Source organism: Streptomyces sp. NPDC087845 (genome assembly GCF_044742755.1).
GTDB lineage: Bacteria > Actinomycetota > Actinomycetes > Streptomycetales > Streptomycetaceae > Streptomyces.
The window spans coordinates 180,515-193,266 of sequence record NZ_JBIUVC010000001.1; the positions used below are offsets into that span (position 1 = coordinate 180,515).

At 68.5% G+C, this 12,752-nt stretch carries 12 protein-coding genes; 10 read left to right on the forward strand and 2 right to left on the reverse strand.

Annotation, left to right across the window (positions count from 1 at the left end):
* Nucleotides 1–398 precede the first annotated feature (398 nt).
* Nucleotides 399–1,838, reverse strand: a complete 1,440-nt coding sequence (locus ACIOMQ_RS00785; protein ID WP_401261307.1) for an ATP-binding protein — start codon at nucleotides 1,836–1,838, stop codon at nucleotides 399–401.
* A 428-nt stretch (nucleotides 1,839–2,266) separates the two neighbouring features.
* Between ACIOMQ_RS00785 and ACIOMQ_RS00790 the strand changes: the two genes are divergently transcribed.
* The 6 genes from ACIOMQ_RS00790 (at nucleotide 2,267) to ACIOMQ_RS00815 (ending at nucleotide 8,592) form a co-directional block, all read left to right on the forward strand.
* The gene (locus ACIOMQ_RS00790; protein ID WP_402187914.1) at nucleotides 2,267–2,491 is read left to right on the forward strand and encodes a CPCC family cysteine-rich protein; all 225 of its coding nucleotides are present in this window, start codon (nucleotides 2,267–2,269) and stop codon (nucleotides 2,489–2,491) included.
* Nucleotides 2,400–2,858, forward strand: coding sequence for a hypothetical protein (locus ACIOMQ_RS00795; protein ID WP_402187401.1), 459 nt, complete (start codon nucleotides 2,400–2,402; stop codon nucleotides 2,856–2,858). Before ACIOMQ_RS00790 ends, ACIOMQ_RS00795 begins: the two co-directional genes overlap by 92 nt.
* 55 nt (nucleotides 2,859–2,913) lie before the next feature.
* Nucleotides 2,914–4,167 (forward strand): helix-turn-helix domain-containing protein, encoded by a 1,254-nt coding sequence (locus tag ACIOMQ_RS00800; RefSeq protein WP_402187403.1) that lies wholly within the window; start codon nucleotides 2,914–2,916, stop codon nucleotides 4,165–4,167.
* Between the two features lie 308 nt (nucleotides 4,168–4,475).
* Nucleotides 4,476–5,267, forward strand: coding sequence for a toll/interleukin-1 receptor domain-containing protein (locus tag ACIOMQ_RS00805; RefSeq protein ID WP_072483967.1), 792 nt, complete (start codon nucleotides 4,476–4,478; stop codon nucleotides 5,265–5,267).
* Nucleotides 5,264–7,255, forward strand: a complete 1,992-nt coding sequence (locus tag ACIOMQ_RS00810; protein ID WP_402187406.1) for a hypothetical protein — start codon at nucleotides 5,264–5,266, stop codon at nucleotides 7,253–7,255. The genes ACIOMQ_RS00805 and ACIOMQ_RS00810 overlap by 4 nt, the downstream gene beginning before the upstream one ends.
* The gene (locus ACIOMQ_RS00815; RefSeq protein ID WP_402187409.1) at nucleotides 7,252–8,592 is read left to right on the forward strand and encodes a hypothetical protein; all 1,341 of its coding nucleotides are present in this window, start codon (nucleotides 7,252–7,254) and stop codon (nucleotides 8,590–8,592) included. Before ACIOMQ_RS00810 ends, ACIOMQ_RS00815 begins: the two co-directional genes overlap by 4 nt.
* A gap of 174 nt (nucleotides 8,593–8,766) precedes the next feature.
* Here ACIOMQ_RS00815 and ACIOMQ_RS00820 read toward each other — a convergent pair whose 3' ends face one another.
* On the reverse strand, nucleotides 8,767–10,185 hold the full coding sequence (locus ACIOMQ_RS00820; protein WP_402187412.1) for an ATP-binding protein: 1,419 nt from the start codon (nucleotides 10,183–10,185) through the stop codon (nucleotides 8,767–8,769).
* 358 nt (nucleotides 10,186–10,543) lie between these two features.
* Between ACIOMQ_RS00820 and ACIOMQ_RS00825 the strand changes: the two genes are divergently transcribed.
* The 4 genes from ACIOMQ_RS00825 (at nucleotide 10,544) to ACIOMQ_RS00840 (ending at nucleotide 12,742) form a co-directional block, all read left to right on the forward strand.
* Nucleotides 10,544–11,002, forward strand: coding sequence for a DUF2004 domain-containing protein (locus ACIOMQ_RS00825; protein ID WP_402187415.1), 459 nt, complete (start codon nucleotides 10,544–10,546; stop codon nucleotides 11,000–11,002).
* Between the two features lie 179 nt (nucleotides 11,003–11,181).
* On the forward strand, nucleotides 11,182–11,451 hold the full coding sequence (locus ACIOMQ_RS00830; protein WP_072483971.1) for a type II toxin-antitoxin system Phd/YefM family antitoxin: 270 nt from the start codon (nucleotides 11,182–11,184) through the stop codon (nucleotides 11,449–11,451).
* Nucleotides 11,444–11,707 (forward strand): type II toxin-antitoxin system RelE/ParE family toxin, encoded by a 264-nt coding sequence (locus ACIOMQ_RS00835; RefSeq protein ID WP_402187417.1) that lies wholly within the window; start codon nucleotides 11,444–11,446, stop codon nucleotides 11,705–11,707. The genes ACIOMQ_RS00830 and ACIOMQ_RS00835 overlap by 8 nt, the downstream gene beginning before the upstream one ends.
* A gap of 498 nt (nucleotides 11,708–12,205) precedes the next feature.
* A complete protein-coding gene (locus ACIOMQ_RS00840) occupies nucleotides 12,206–12,742 on the forward strand; it encodes a hypothetical protein (RefSeq protein WP_402187420.1) in 537 nt (178 codons plus the stop codon).
* Nucleotides 12,743–12,752: the final 10 nt, after the last annotated feature.

Here is a 12,752-nt window from a genome sequence, read left to right on the forward strand (position 1 = left end):
CGCCACGGCCTGCCGACGGATCGACACCGAGTGCGCCCCCCTCCCGGGCAGGCCCACACTCCCCAGGAAGAAGGCCGCGGGCACGGGTCATGGCGACCAGGAACTGACTGCGCGCGAGTTGCGGGCGTCCGGTCTCCGCTTCCACGGGACCCGGGACGCGGGAGGCAGACCTGGGTCCGTACCTCAGATCCCGGCCGTGACCAGAGCGCATGGAGGGCGCGTTCTGGTGCCGACGGTCCTCAAGATACGGGTGTTGAGGCAGTGGGGCCGATCCGGCCGAGGTAGACCTCGTCGCTGCGCTCATCTCGCAAGGTGCGAGCCGGAGCGCATTGCTGACGATGCTCCTGTGCGGGGCTCCACCGGATCACTCACGACGTGAGAGATCCCGGACTTCGCGGCTATCGGGGCTGCCACGCCCGTACGAGGTCCTCCGGCCCCCAGTGCGCGGTGAGCGGCAGATCATCGGTCACCCCGCAGCGGGAGACCGCGACCAGTGGAGTATCCGGGGCGGTACCGGGGACGGCGAGCATGTCGCGCACCAAGGCGTCGTACTCATGACGGCCGAAGGGCTGGGTCTCCAGCCACTTGACCGACCCGACGAAGGACACCTGCCGGGCCACCGGCTCGCGGTCCGCACCGATGAGGTCGATCTCGGGGTTGTTCTGACGGTTCCACCAACCGCCGATGGCCTCGGTCTCGGGCCACTCGTCATTGGGCATCAGGCGCAGCAAGGACTCGCGGATCAGTGGCTCGACCGCTCGCCCGCGCCAACTGGTCCATGACCGCTCGATGCGTTCCAGTGCCAAGTCACCGCGGCCTCGCTCGATGAGCGGGATCGCGCGTGCCAGGAACGCCAGCCAGAACCGCAGATACGGGTCGGCGATCCGGTAACGCTTGTTCTTGCTGTCCGGCTTGACCGACAGGGGGAGATCAGCAGCCAGGACTCGCTTGGCCTGCAGCATGGCCAGCAGCGGGGAGAGCGTGCCGGACGGCAGAGCGCTGGCGCCACCGGCCTGGGCTGCGATTGCACTGAACGTGCGCTCACCGCTGCCAACCGCTTCCAGTACGGCCCGTGAGTGCGAAGCCTCGGGGAATTCGCCCAGCAGGGACAGCTCGCCGGCCACCAGCAGGGGCGAGAGAGGATTGGCGACCGAAGCCTGCAGGAAGTCCGTACGCCCCATTCCCGGCCGCCACGACTGCACGATCTCGGGGAATCCGCCAGTGATCAACTGAGCGTCGACGGCCCCTGCGGCATCGAGTTCGGTCATGGCCTGTACGTCGGCCAGGTTCAGGGGGTGGACGGTCATTTTCGCTGCCCGGCCGAAGAACGGGCGTCCGTACGACTGCAGTGCCTCCATCACCGACGTATCGCTGCCAACCAGCAGCAGAAGCACGGGTTTGGAGGACAAGTGACGGTCCCAGACAGTCTGGAGTGCGCCCTCGAATTCCTGATCCTGCTCGACCAGCCAGGGCACCTCGTCGATCACCGCGATGCTGGGTGAGTCATCGGGTACCGCGAGCGCCAGCGAGCGCAGGGCCTGGTTCCAGTCCTGCGCCTGGAGGCCGGCGACCAGCTCCGCCCCAGGCAGTAGCGACTGCGCGAGCGTCGCGGCAAAGTCGGCGCGCTCCGTCACAGGGTTGCGCCCACGGGTGGCCTGAAACACCACGTACGGCGCTCCCGAGCGGTCGCAGAACTCCTGGACCAGTCGCGACTTCCCTACTCGGCGCCGTCCCGTCATGATCACAGCCCGCCCCCGAGTGGCTCCACCCCCCTCTGCCACTGTCCGGTACTGCTCAGCCAGCAGCTCAAGATCTCCGGCCCGACCTTGAAACTCCACGACGCACCTCTGGGGACAATTAACGTAGATAGATTCTTACGTAGATTGAATCTTACTTCACCTTGTGACCTGATGGATCGAACGGGGAAAAACCAGGGGCCCGACTCAGAAGAGCCGGGCCCCTTCTGACCTGCTTTTTTGCCAGATCAGTGACGTACCGTATCGCGCCCGCTACACGTTGAAGCGGAATGTCTGCGGTCTGATCCTGACCTGCGGCGGAGTCCCGGCCAGGGCTCTGACCAACCATTTCTCAGTTGACAGCGTTGGGTCCCGATGGCTGTTTACGAGTGTCCTGCGGACTGACTGCGGACTGGCCGGGGGCGCCGCGGCAGAGAAATCCATGGCGCACCCGCAGGGCCTGCAACGAGACTGCGCAGGTGAGCGACCGCTACCCCTGTCCCTGCTGCGGGCGTCTCGTCCTGGACGAGATGCCCGGCGCGTACGCCATCCACCCTGGCTGCTTCTGGGAGGACGACGCCATCCAGTTTCGGTGGCCCACCATGGATGGCGGGGCGAACAAGGTCTCCCCCATCCATCAACGACCTGGCCGACCACGCCCAAGTGATCCTCCACTCCCAGTTCTGGCAGGTGGACGCCGGCCGCACGTACGGCGTCTCCGGCACTGGCCTGGACTGGGAACTCGACTGGACTGAGCCCTGGGAGCACCTGGTCGAAGAGTCCCGCACCTGGCCCCTGCTGGAAGCCTCCGACGCTCCCGCCGGCGACAACATCTTCGTCGCCCCCACCTGGATCGACGAGCGCTGCGACTTCGTGAACGACTGGCCCCCGCCCGTGATCCTGTCATTCTCGATCGCCATGTACCGATCACGGTCGACCCCGGTCGCTCCAAGAAACGGACGGGAAACAACGGAGAATGAAAGAGGCAACGGGCAACACCGCCGAACCCCGATTCTCCAGGCGCGCGTCGCGCCCGACTCACTTTCGGATGCGGACCGGAACGAAGCCGTCACGCCAGGTATTCGCCGTCGGGTTTCGTGTCGACCGGTGATCGCCGGATGACGGCTCCCGTGAGGGCGGACGGCTCTCGCGGTCACTGTTCAAGGGGAGGTTGATGATGAGCACGACTTTACGTTTTGGCCCGGAACTTCGCCGTTTACGAGTAGAAGTGGGGCTGACTCTGACTGAGTTCTCCGTGGCGCTCAACTACGACAAGGGGCACATAAGCAAGGTCGAGCGCGGGGAGCGTTCCGCGTCCCCCGAGCTAGCCCGGCGGTGCGACGCCTTCCTCGGCGCGGACGGCGAGCTGCAGCGCCTGGTCACCCGACCCGAGACGGACTCGGACTCGGGCACCGCCGAATCCCCCGCCGGTCCGAGCCGCTGGCTCGTCGGGCTCCGGGCGGTCCTCTCGGCGGGTACGGGAGCGCTGATCGACCTCGGCCTGAAACTCGGCAGCCAGGCGCTGTCCTCCGCCGACGACCCCCTCCTGCCCTCCTTCCGCATGCAGTTCGACCAGCTGCGGAAGCTCGGTCAGTCCACCTCGCCCAAGGTCCTGCTGCCCCTGCTGGAGACGCAGACGCGCATGGTCGCCGGGCTGGCCGCCGACGCCCGGTCCGTTTCTCGGGCCCCTGCGCTCGGGCTCGCCTCGCGGTTCGCGGAGTTCACCGGCTGGATGGCCCAGGAGGCCGGGGACAGCGACGCGGCACTCGGCTGGACGGGCGAGGCCGCCGAACTGGCGCGCGCCGGGGGTGACCCGTACCTCGGTTCCTACGCACTGGTGCGACGCGCCCTGGTCACAATGTACGGCGGGGACGCCGCTGGCACCGTCGCCCTGGCCCGCCGCGCCCAGAGCAGCGAACTCCCGCCGCGCATCCGGGGACTCGCGGCCCAGCGGGAGGCCCAGGGGCACGCGCTCGTCGGCAACGAAGTCGACTGCCTCCGCAGCCTCGACAGGGCGCGGGAACTGCTCGCCAGCGACGACGCCCGCAATGGCGCCGAGCCCGTGATCGGCACCTCCCATGTGAGCGATCCGGCGGCGATGTCGACTGGCTGGTGCCTGCACGACCTCGGCCGCCCCAAGGCCGCCGCCGAGGTACTCGACCGGGAGTACCGCCGCCTCCCGCCGCACGCGCTGCGTACCCGCGCCCGGTACGGCTTCCGCCGGTCCTTGGCTCATGCCGCCTCCGGGGAGGTCGAGCACGCGTGCGCGATCGCCGGGGATCTTCTGGGAGTGATGCCGGCCGTGCCCTCGGCGACGTTGAACAGCGACGTCCGGCGTCTCGCACGGGAACTCTCCCGGTTCCGGAGCAGCCGCGCCGTACGTGATCTGCAGCCCGCGCTGGCACGCGTACTCGCCCCCGCGCACGGCTGACAGCCCCTCCACGACCGACAGACTAGAGCCGCCCGGCTCGCCGGACTACCCGGCACCTCCGCCCTCCGGATCCCACGATCCCCGGCGGAACCCTCTGATCACCGCTCGACGCGTCGCATCGCGCCCCCGGCTTCTTCGGGCTGCCCGCGACCAGTGACACACCAGGCGGCGCCCCTCCATCCGCACGCCCTCCCGTGGATGCGCCATGCCGTCCACACGGTCGGGACCTCATGGCCCGGGCGGACCGGAGCCCCGGTCCACAGCCCCGTGCCCGTTCACCCCGTCTTCCTTTCACGAAGGGAACCTTCATGCCCGACGTCTTCGTCAACTACCGCACAGGCGACGAGGAGTCCGCAGCGACCATGATCGCTCGGGAACTCGCCCGTCGGTTCGGCGACGAGCGGATCTTCTTCGCCAGCAACTCGATCGAGCCCGGACGCCGTTTCCCGGTGGAACTGGTCAGGGCGGTGGAGGAGTGCGAGGCTCTCCTCGCCGTGATCGGCCCGCGCTGGGCAGAGGTGCGGGGGGCCGACGGCCGCCCCGCCCTCGAAGCCGAGCAGGACTGGACCCGTCGCGAGATCCAGACCGCGCTCGACCGCGGGGTCCTGGTGATCCCCGTGCTCGTCGGAAAGGCCACGAGGATCGACCGCTCCGTCCTTCCGGACGATCTGCTGGAGCTGGCGGACTGCCAGTACAGGCGGTTCGACCACCGCAACGCCGAATCGGACCTGACGGCGCTCGGCGACACCCTCGCCCGGCTCCTGCCCGAGCTGGGTGCGGTGGACCGCGACGCCCGTGCGGCGCGGGAGCGGGCGGAGGCGAAGTCCCGCAAGAAATCGGCCAAGGATGCCAGGCACACCAGGATGCGGACGCGCGACGTCGAACAGCGCGTGCGCGGCATCGGAAACCTCAACGGAGATCTGTCCGGCACCTTCGTCAACGAACCGCAGGGGCCCGTGAACACCGGTGGGGGGCACCAGTACAACGCTCCCCACTTCGAGGGCGACAACACCGGGGTCCAGTTCACCGCGGGCGACAACAGCGGTACGGTCCACCAACGCTTCGAGCGCGAGCGTCGGCGCTCGGACGACGGACGATGACCGAGCAGGACCGCGCCACCGTCAACGATCCGCGTGGCCCGGTGAACAACGGCGAGGGGCACCAGTACGTCTTCTACGGCGTCGGCGCGGACTGGATGATCCGCAAAGGGGTCGAGTCCCTCCGGATCCCCCGCGAGGACCGGGTGCGCCTGGCCGACCGGTTCGTTCGGCCGGTGGGCTATCGCATCGCCGCCGGCTGCCTGGAGAAGCCCGGATCGGTGGTGCTGCTGGAGGCTGCGCCCGGCAGCGGCCGGCGCGCCGCAGCGATCATGCTGCTGCACGAGCTCGGTGAGGACGCAGGCGCTGAAGAGGAGCAGGAGGAGGACCGGTTCGAGGAGCTTCCCGCCGCGGACAAGGACGAGGCCACTCTCGCCCCCGGCGAGGGGGACCGCTTCCTCCTCGACCTCTCCGGGATCGCCGACGAGGAGGCGTATGCCAAGGCCCAGCGCCTCCTGGTCGTGCGCCGGTCACAGGTCCAGGAGGCGGGGGCCCACATGGTGGTCGTCCTGCCGTCGGGCATGGAGCACGCCCACGCGCCGGAGCTCGAACCGCACACGGTGGCGCTGGGGCGCCCTCGGGGGATCGCTGTCGTCACCCGGTACCTCCGTATGGACCGGATGGCCTTCCACTCCACGGACCTGGGGAGCTACGACCTCCAGCGCCTGTGCGAACGCTCCCCCATGCGGGAACTGGCGCGGCTCGCGGGGCTGGTGAGGTCTGCTCGCGACAGCGGCCGGTTCGGCGTCGACTTCGCGGGATGGCTCGACCAAGCGATGCACGCGGTGACCGACCGTGCCGGTGAGGTGGGCCGGCAGGTGGCCACGGTCCGCACCGCGCCCGAGCGGGCCCTGCTGCTTGCGGCGGCAGTGTTCGAGGAGGCCCGCGCCGACACCGTCTACGAGGCGTGGCACGGCTTGATGAGGACGGTGAGGCACGAGGAAGAGACGACAACCGAGCTCGCACGGACGGATTTCGGGGAGCGATTGGCGACGCTCGGGATCGAGCGGGACCTGGAAGGGCGGCTCCACTTCGGGCGGCTGGCCTACGCCGACGCGGTACGGACGTACTTCTGGGCGAACTTCCCCGGGACGCGCGACGACCTCAGGAATTGGATCGGCCGTGCCGCCGGGCTCCGCGGTCTGACCACCGACGACCGGGTGAACGTCGTCGTCCGCTTCGGCGAGCGGTCCCTGGCCGTCGGGCGGCCCGACCACCTCTTCGACCTTGTGGTCCGCTGGGCGGACCACGCGACCGGGGCGTCCTGCGACCCACGAGCCGTGGCGGCCCTCGAACTCGGTCTCAGCCACGAGAGGTTCGGGGGATGGTTCCGCAGACGGATGTACGAGTGCGCGAGGTCCGGCCCCTTGTCGGACGGTCTCGTTCGCGTCCTGACCGCTGCCTGCCTCCAGAGCCTCGGCGCGACGCACCCGGATCAGGCGATGGTGCGGCTCCATTACCTCGCCGTACGGAAGGGGGAGGCGGCACGCGGGGCCCGGGAAGTACTTCTCGACCTCGCCGGCCGCGACCGTCGGCCCTACCGGCTACTGATCGACCGCCTGCGGGACCGGACGCGTCGGGAGCCGCGCGGGGCAGAGCTCCATCTCCAGCTGCTCGCTGAACTGTTGAGGAGCGACCGGGCACCGGAGCCGCCGCCGTGGCCGGACCTGTTCCTGGGCTGGGAGACGGTTTTCTCCCAGCCGCCGACGGAGCTCTGGAACCTGCTGGTGATCAGTTGGCTGAACGCCGCGGCGGGCGACAGTACGCGGGAGATGGCGCTGGGCGTGATGGTCGGGGCGACACACGGCCGCACGGCCGCTCTGCACCGCCTCTACGCCATCGCCTGCGACTGGGCGGGGCCCAGGCACCACCCGTCCCGGGCGGCCGTCGCCGCCCTCTTCTGGCAGCACATCGACAACGCGCAGTACGTCCGCACGGAGAGTGCGAAACGTGCGGGCGCCGGACCACGGACCACGGAAGAGGCACGATGAAACACCGCTTTCCCAGCCTGCTTTTCGTCGCTCTCTGCGGCCTCGCACCGGCTGTGCTCGGAAACCTCCTGCACTGGTCGGCGTGGCTGTGGGGCTTCATGTCCATGGTCACATCCTCGGGCTCCCTGCTGCTCGTGATGACGGTCCTCAGCGGTGGCCGCGCGTCGGCCGATCCCTACGAGCCCGAGGAAGCTGAGCCGCCCGCGGCGCCGACGGAGCAGCCGTACCAGGAGACTCGGGTGGTCGACGCGGCGCTGCCGAGCGCAACGGACGGCTACGACTTCCTCTTCTCCGCCACCGTGTGGTGGAGGCCGGCCCCCGACCACGCCGACTGGTCCGACGGCGCCTCCCCAGCCCTCGCCGTTTCCTCGGTCGTCAGCCGGGCCCTGCAGGTCGTCCGCCACGAGGAGCCCGGCCGGGCGAGCTTCGCACGGTATCTCCTGGAAGGGGAGCTGGGCGCCCCGCTCCCGGACCGGAGCGGACGGGTGAAGGCCCTGGCGGCCGATGTGACACTGACCCTCGCCCCCGCCGACCGCGAGCGCCTGCGGAAATTGAACGACCTTCGCAAGGACGAGGAGCTCTGGGAGTACGAGCGTCAGCACGAGCGCAACAAGCGGGGCTACCTCGGTGACGACGTGCTCAAGAGCACGGGCAGCGCCGTGGTGTGGTGGCTGGCCCGTCACGAGGACGACATCGAGAAGGCAGTCGACATGATCGGTCCGCTCGCCCAGATCTCGGCGGCGGCCAAGAACGAGGAGGTGCCCGAGATCTTCCGGCACCTGCTCGTCCCGCCCGTGGACGCGCGGACCGAAGCAACCGTCGGAGGCCCGCTGTGGGACGGACACGCCCAGGGAGGAGGGACGTTCGACCGCGAGGAGGAAGTGGGGGTTTCGGATCGGCTGCTCCTGCTGCTGGCGGCGGTGGGCCTGAAGCCGGACATGGATGAGTACACGGTGTTCGTGCACCGTGTGGTGCGGAGCCTGGAGGCGGCCGGGCTGGACGAGGCCGCCGAGGAGATCAGGCGGACCCTTCTCCCGGCGCCCGACGAGGGGCCGGGGGGTGAGCCTCCGAGCGAGGGGGACACCACCGGGCCCTGGTCGCCGCGCTTCCAAGCCCCCGAGGGCGCGCCGTTCACCGACGCGGCCGCGGACCCGGATACCGACGCGGACACGTTCACGCCGGGGTCCGCGGAGAGCGGCGCAGGCGAACGGAACCAAGACCGGCAGGAGACGGGCGAGGACGACATGGCGCCTCCCTACTTCTGGGACACCTCGCACAGCCCGCACCGGCCCGCCGCACCTCGCGCACAGGACGAGGACGACGAGGACAGGAGCTGATCCGGTAGACGGTCGGTCCTCCGAGGCTCCCCCTTCACCGCACACCGCGGCGGGGGAGCCTTTCCTGTCCCGGGACCTGGGCACGAGGAGGCTCAGGACCGCCAACGCTGCACAACAGCGCCGGTAAGCGACCGAGGCCTCACCGACTCCCGTACCTCACCTGACATCCGCCACTCACAGCGGCCAGGCGGTCAGCAAATCGCCGGGGCCGTAGGTGGCGTCGAGCCCCGGACAGTCGACTCCACTACGCGAAACCGCCACGACTGGAACAGGTTCGTCGGTGAGGGCAGCCCGGTGCCGATGCAGAGCGGCCAAGTCATGCCGGTCGAAGGGCGACTGCTCCAGCCACTTGATGGAGCCGACGAAGAACAGCTCCTTGGCGATGGGGGCGCGGTCGGCCCCGACGATATCGATCTCGATGTCGTTGGTGCGGGTCCAGTAGCCGCCCACTGCGGGGGCCGCGGGCAGCCGGTCGTCGGGCAGTATCCGCGCCAGGGCCTCACGGACAAGAGGCTCGACGGCCCGACCACGCCAGCTGGTCCAGTTCTCCCGGATGCGCGCCAAGGTCAGATCGCCCCGCCCCCGCTCGATCTCCTCCATCGACGGGCCGAGCAGGTGCAGCCAGAACCGCAGGTACGGATCTGTCACCCGGTAGCGGCGGTCCTTCGACGGGCGCAGCGATACAGGCAGCTCGCCGGCGACGATCCGTTTGTCCGTAAGCAGCTCCAGAGCTCGCTGCAGCGGCGTGGCCCCGATCCCGCCGGCTGCACGGGCGATACTGGTGAAGGTCCGCTCGCCACTCCCGATGGCCGTCAGCACCTTGCGCGCCTGTACCCGCGGGGGGAATTCGGCGGCCAGCGAACGCTCGGCCGACACCAGCAGGGCCGAGACCGGATCGCTCAGCGCCTCGCCCAGGAAGTCCCACAGCCCTGCGCCGCGCGGCCACTCTGCGCAGATCAGCGGCAGCCCGCCGGTGACCAGTGCGGCGTCGAAGGCTTCCGCCGGATCCAGCCCAAGCATCTGCCCCACCTCGGCGGGGTTGAGCGGTCCCAGCACCATCTCCCGGCCGCGCTGATGGAAGGGGCGTCCGTAGCTGTTCAGTGCCTCCATCATCGACAGATCGGAGCCGATGAGGACCAGCAGCACCGGCTTGGTCTCCAGCACCCGGTCCCAGGCCCGTTGCAGCATCCCTTCAAAGGCGCCGTCGGTATCCATCAGGTACGGCACTTCGTCGATGATCAGAACGCTCGTCCGGTCGGCAGGCAGCGCCGCGGCCAGCACATCGAACGCGGCATCCCAGTTCTCCGGCCGCGCGGCGGCCACCAGCCCCGCCAACGGCAGCGTCGACACTTGGGCGTCCCTGGCCAGCCGTGCCAGATCATCCCTGGGGGATGCACCAGTCGCAGCGAAGAACAAGAAAGGGGCTCCGGAGCGCTCCGCAAACCGCTCGACCAGCCGCGACTTGCCCACCCGGCGCCGCCCACGCAACATCACGCACCGACCGGGCCGCTCCCCGCCGATCCCTGCCGCCACCTTCTGCAGCTCTCGCTCCAACGTCGCCAGCTCCTGGCGACGTCCTACAAAATCCACCACGTCTGGTCGACCTCCCACCTATGACACTAACAACAATGTTAGTAACATAGAGGTTAGTGATTGCCTTCGTGACCCTCGACAGACGTGTCGACCGAGCCTTAAGACGTGGTGGCAGTCTGCGCACCGGTGTGCACTCAGGGTTGTCGTTTCGAGCAGACCGCGCGCGTGCGCATCGTGTACGGGCAGGTGACACCGGAGGTGCTGTACCGACAGAACCGGTACCCGCGCACGGAATGATCGAGGTCGTAACCTGGACCAGGAACGTTCACTGCTTCTCAAGCCGTCCCCGCCCATCGAAATGACAGGCCTCATGAAGAGTATCGATCACCCTTACTTCGGGCACCTTGAGGTTCCGCCGGTGGACGAGACGGAAGTCATCTGGGAAGGCACAGCCGCGCTGGGAAGCAGTGAGGTCGAAGTACGGCTGTGGGCCGAACCCAGCTCCGGGCTGGATGCGGGGGAACTGGATGCGTTCGCGACGCACCTGGCCCACCTGCCGGCTCTGGACACCGCGGCTCGCGCGGCAATCCGTGAGGACCTGCAGCAGGATCGCTGCTTCATCGACCACCACGCCGCCGAACTCGACGACGTCGAGGTGATCAAACGCCTCACCCTGGAAGCGAACGGCGAAGCGATCAGCGCCGACGCGTTCACCGCAGCCATGCACCCCGTTCGGATCGGACTGTGGCACCTGATCGGCGAGGCCAAGGCCCGGATCGTCATGGACTACACGATCGACGCTGCGACCAGTGACGAACTCCTCGCCGTCAAGATGGCCCGCGACGGGGCCGCGGTTTCCGTCGACTGGGAAAGCTGACGGCGTCAGCCCCGCCTCGGTGGTGGCAACCCGGCAGCACCGGACGGGACACGGCGCATCGATCCTGGGCGCTGAAGACCCGGACCGCGTCCCGGAATCAGCCACCCAATCGGCAGCTCATCCAACGAGCGCATGCAACCCAGATTGTGTACACATGGCACACTCGGTACCCTTGGGGCATGACTCAGCCGCTGCCCATAGAGTCCATCCGCGACGTACGCGCCCACTTGGCCGAAGTCGTCGAACGGGCCGACCGCGACGACATGCCCACTGTCATCACCCGCCGCGGCAAGCAGGTCGCCGCCGTGGTCTCGATCGAGGTGCTGCGCAAGTACCAGGAGTGGGAAGAGCGCGAGATCAACCGCATCATCGACGAACGCATGGCGAGCCCGGCCGCCGGCGTCCCGATCGAGGACGTGATGAGGGAGACGCTGGCACGCAGTGAGTGACTACCGCACGGTGTTCCGACCCGAGGCCCAGGCCGAGCTTCGCAAGATCCCTCGCGACATGGCGCTTCGTATCCTGGCCAAACTGACAGAGCTGGAGAGCGACCCTTTCAGCTTCAACACCACGGCACTTGTCTCCCAGCCTGAGCGCCGCCGCCTGCGAGTCGGCGACTATCGCGTCTTCTACACCATCGGCAACGGGGAACTAGTGGTGTGGGTCGTACACGTCGGACACCGCTCCACGGTCTACGACGCCTAGCCGCTTCAGGTTCTGCGGACTACTGCGGACAGCACAACGGCCTGACCTGCCTTCTCGCAGGTCAGGCCGTTATTCACGTCCAATCAGACGTTGAAGCGGAACGTCTGCGGCCCGAACCTGACCTGCGGCGGAGCCTCCTGCATGCCCCTGACCTGGTATTTCCTGGTTGGCATGCGTTGGCTCCCGACGACCATTTACGGGTGTCCTGCGGACTGGCTGCGGACTTGCCGGGGGATCCGAGGCAGCGAAATCCCTGGAGCTGTAAACCGCGTCTGAAGCGGCCGAGCTCGATGAGGGTCGTCGTGCCCGGCACCACCAGCACAGAGGCCGCCTGGAGGGCGGGCAGAGCGATGACGGCAAGCGGCTGTGGCGGCCGAAGGCCGCCCCTTCGTGAAGACGCGAAGACGTACTTCAGTCTGGCGAGCGCCGCCGTAACGCATCGGGCGATGTCAGGCGATTGTCTGACAGGCGAGGGATGGGTCCGGTAGATCTGTGCCCGTGACTGACTCCATGCCCCCCGATGACGGCGAGCCCACTTCCCTCCGCGAGAAGGCCAAGGACTGGGTCGAGAAGGGCAAGGGCTGGGCCGAGAAGCACCCGAGGACGATCCGCTTCGTCAAAGTCGCGGGCGTGGCTGCGGGCATGGTCGCTGTTGTGGTCCTCGCGCCGCGCAGCATGGATGAGGACGCAGACGAGTTCCCCAGCTATGCCGAGGGTTCCGCAAACGCCGAAGACGTTGAGGATGCTGAGGGTGCCGCGGAAGTCGAGGGTGTCGCTGGCCAAGAGCAGCCCTCCGCCTCCGAAAGGACGAGCAGTCCTCGCGACTCCGTCAAGAACCACCTGCGGAATCTCCACCACGGCTGGAACGCCAGCGAGGAGAAGAAGGCGCAGTACAAGGAGGAGACAGGGGAAGATCTGCCTCCCGGCACCACCTGGGTCTCTCCAAAGTCCGATGCGGACGATTCCCCGGAAGGCGAGGCCCCGGGTGCGGATGATTCCCCGGAGGACGAGTACCCGGGCGAAGCAGCAGCCTGAGCGCTCAGGT

Coding starts and splice junctions, on each gene's coding strand:
- ACIOMQ_RS00815 (WP_402187409.1), top strand. CDS start 7,252: ATGAAACACCGCTTTCCCAGCCTGCTTTTCGTCGCTCTCTGCGGCCTC.
- ACIOMQ_RS00800 (WP_402187403.1), top strand. CDS start 2,914: ATGAGCACGACTTTACGTTTTGGCCCGGAACTTCGCCGTTTACGAGTA.
- ACIOMQ_RS00810 (WP_402187406.1), top strand. CDS start 5,264: ATGACCGAGCAGGACCGCGCCACCGTCAACGATCCGCGTGGCCCGGTG.
- ACIOMQ_RS00790 (WP_402187914.1), top strand. CDS start 2,267: ATGCCCGGCGCGTACGCCATCCACCCTGGCTGCTTCTGGGAGGACGAC.
- ACIOMQ_RS00805 (WP_072483967.1), top strand. CDS start 4,476: ATGCCCGACGTCTTCGTCAACTACCGCACAGGCGACGAGGAGTCCGCA.
- ACIOMQ_RS00830 (WP_072483971.1), top strand. CDS start 11,182: ATGACTCAGCCGCTGCCCATAGAGTCCATCCGCGACGTACGCGCCCAC.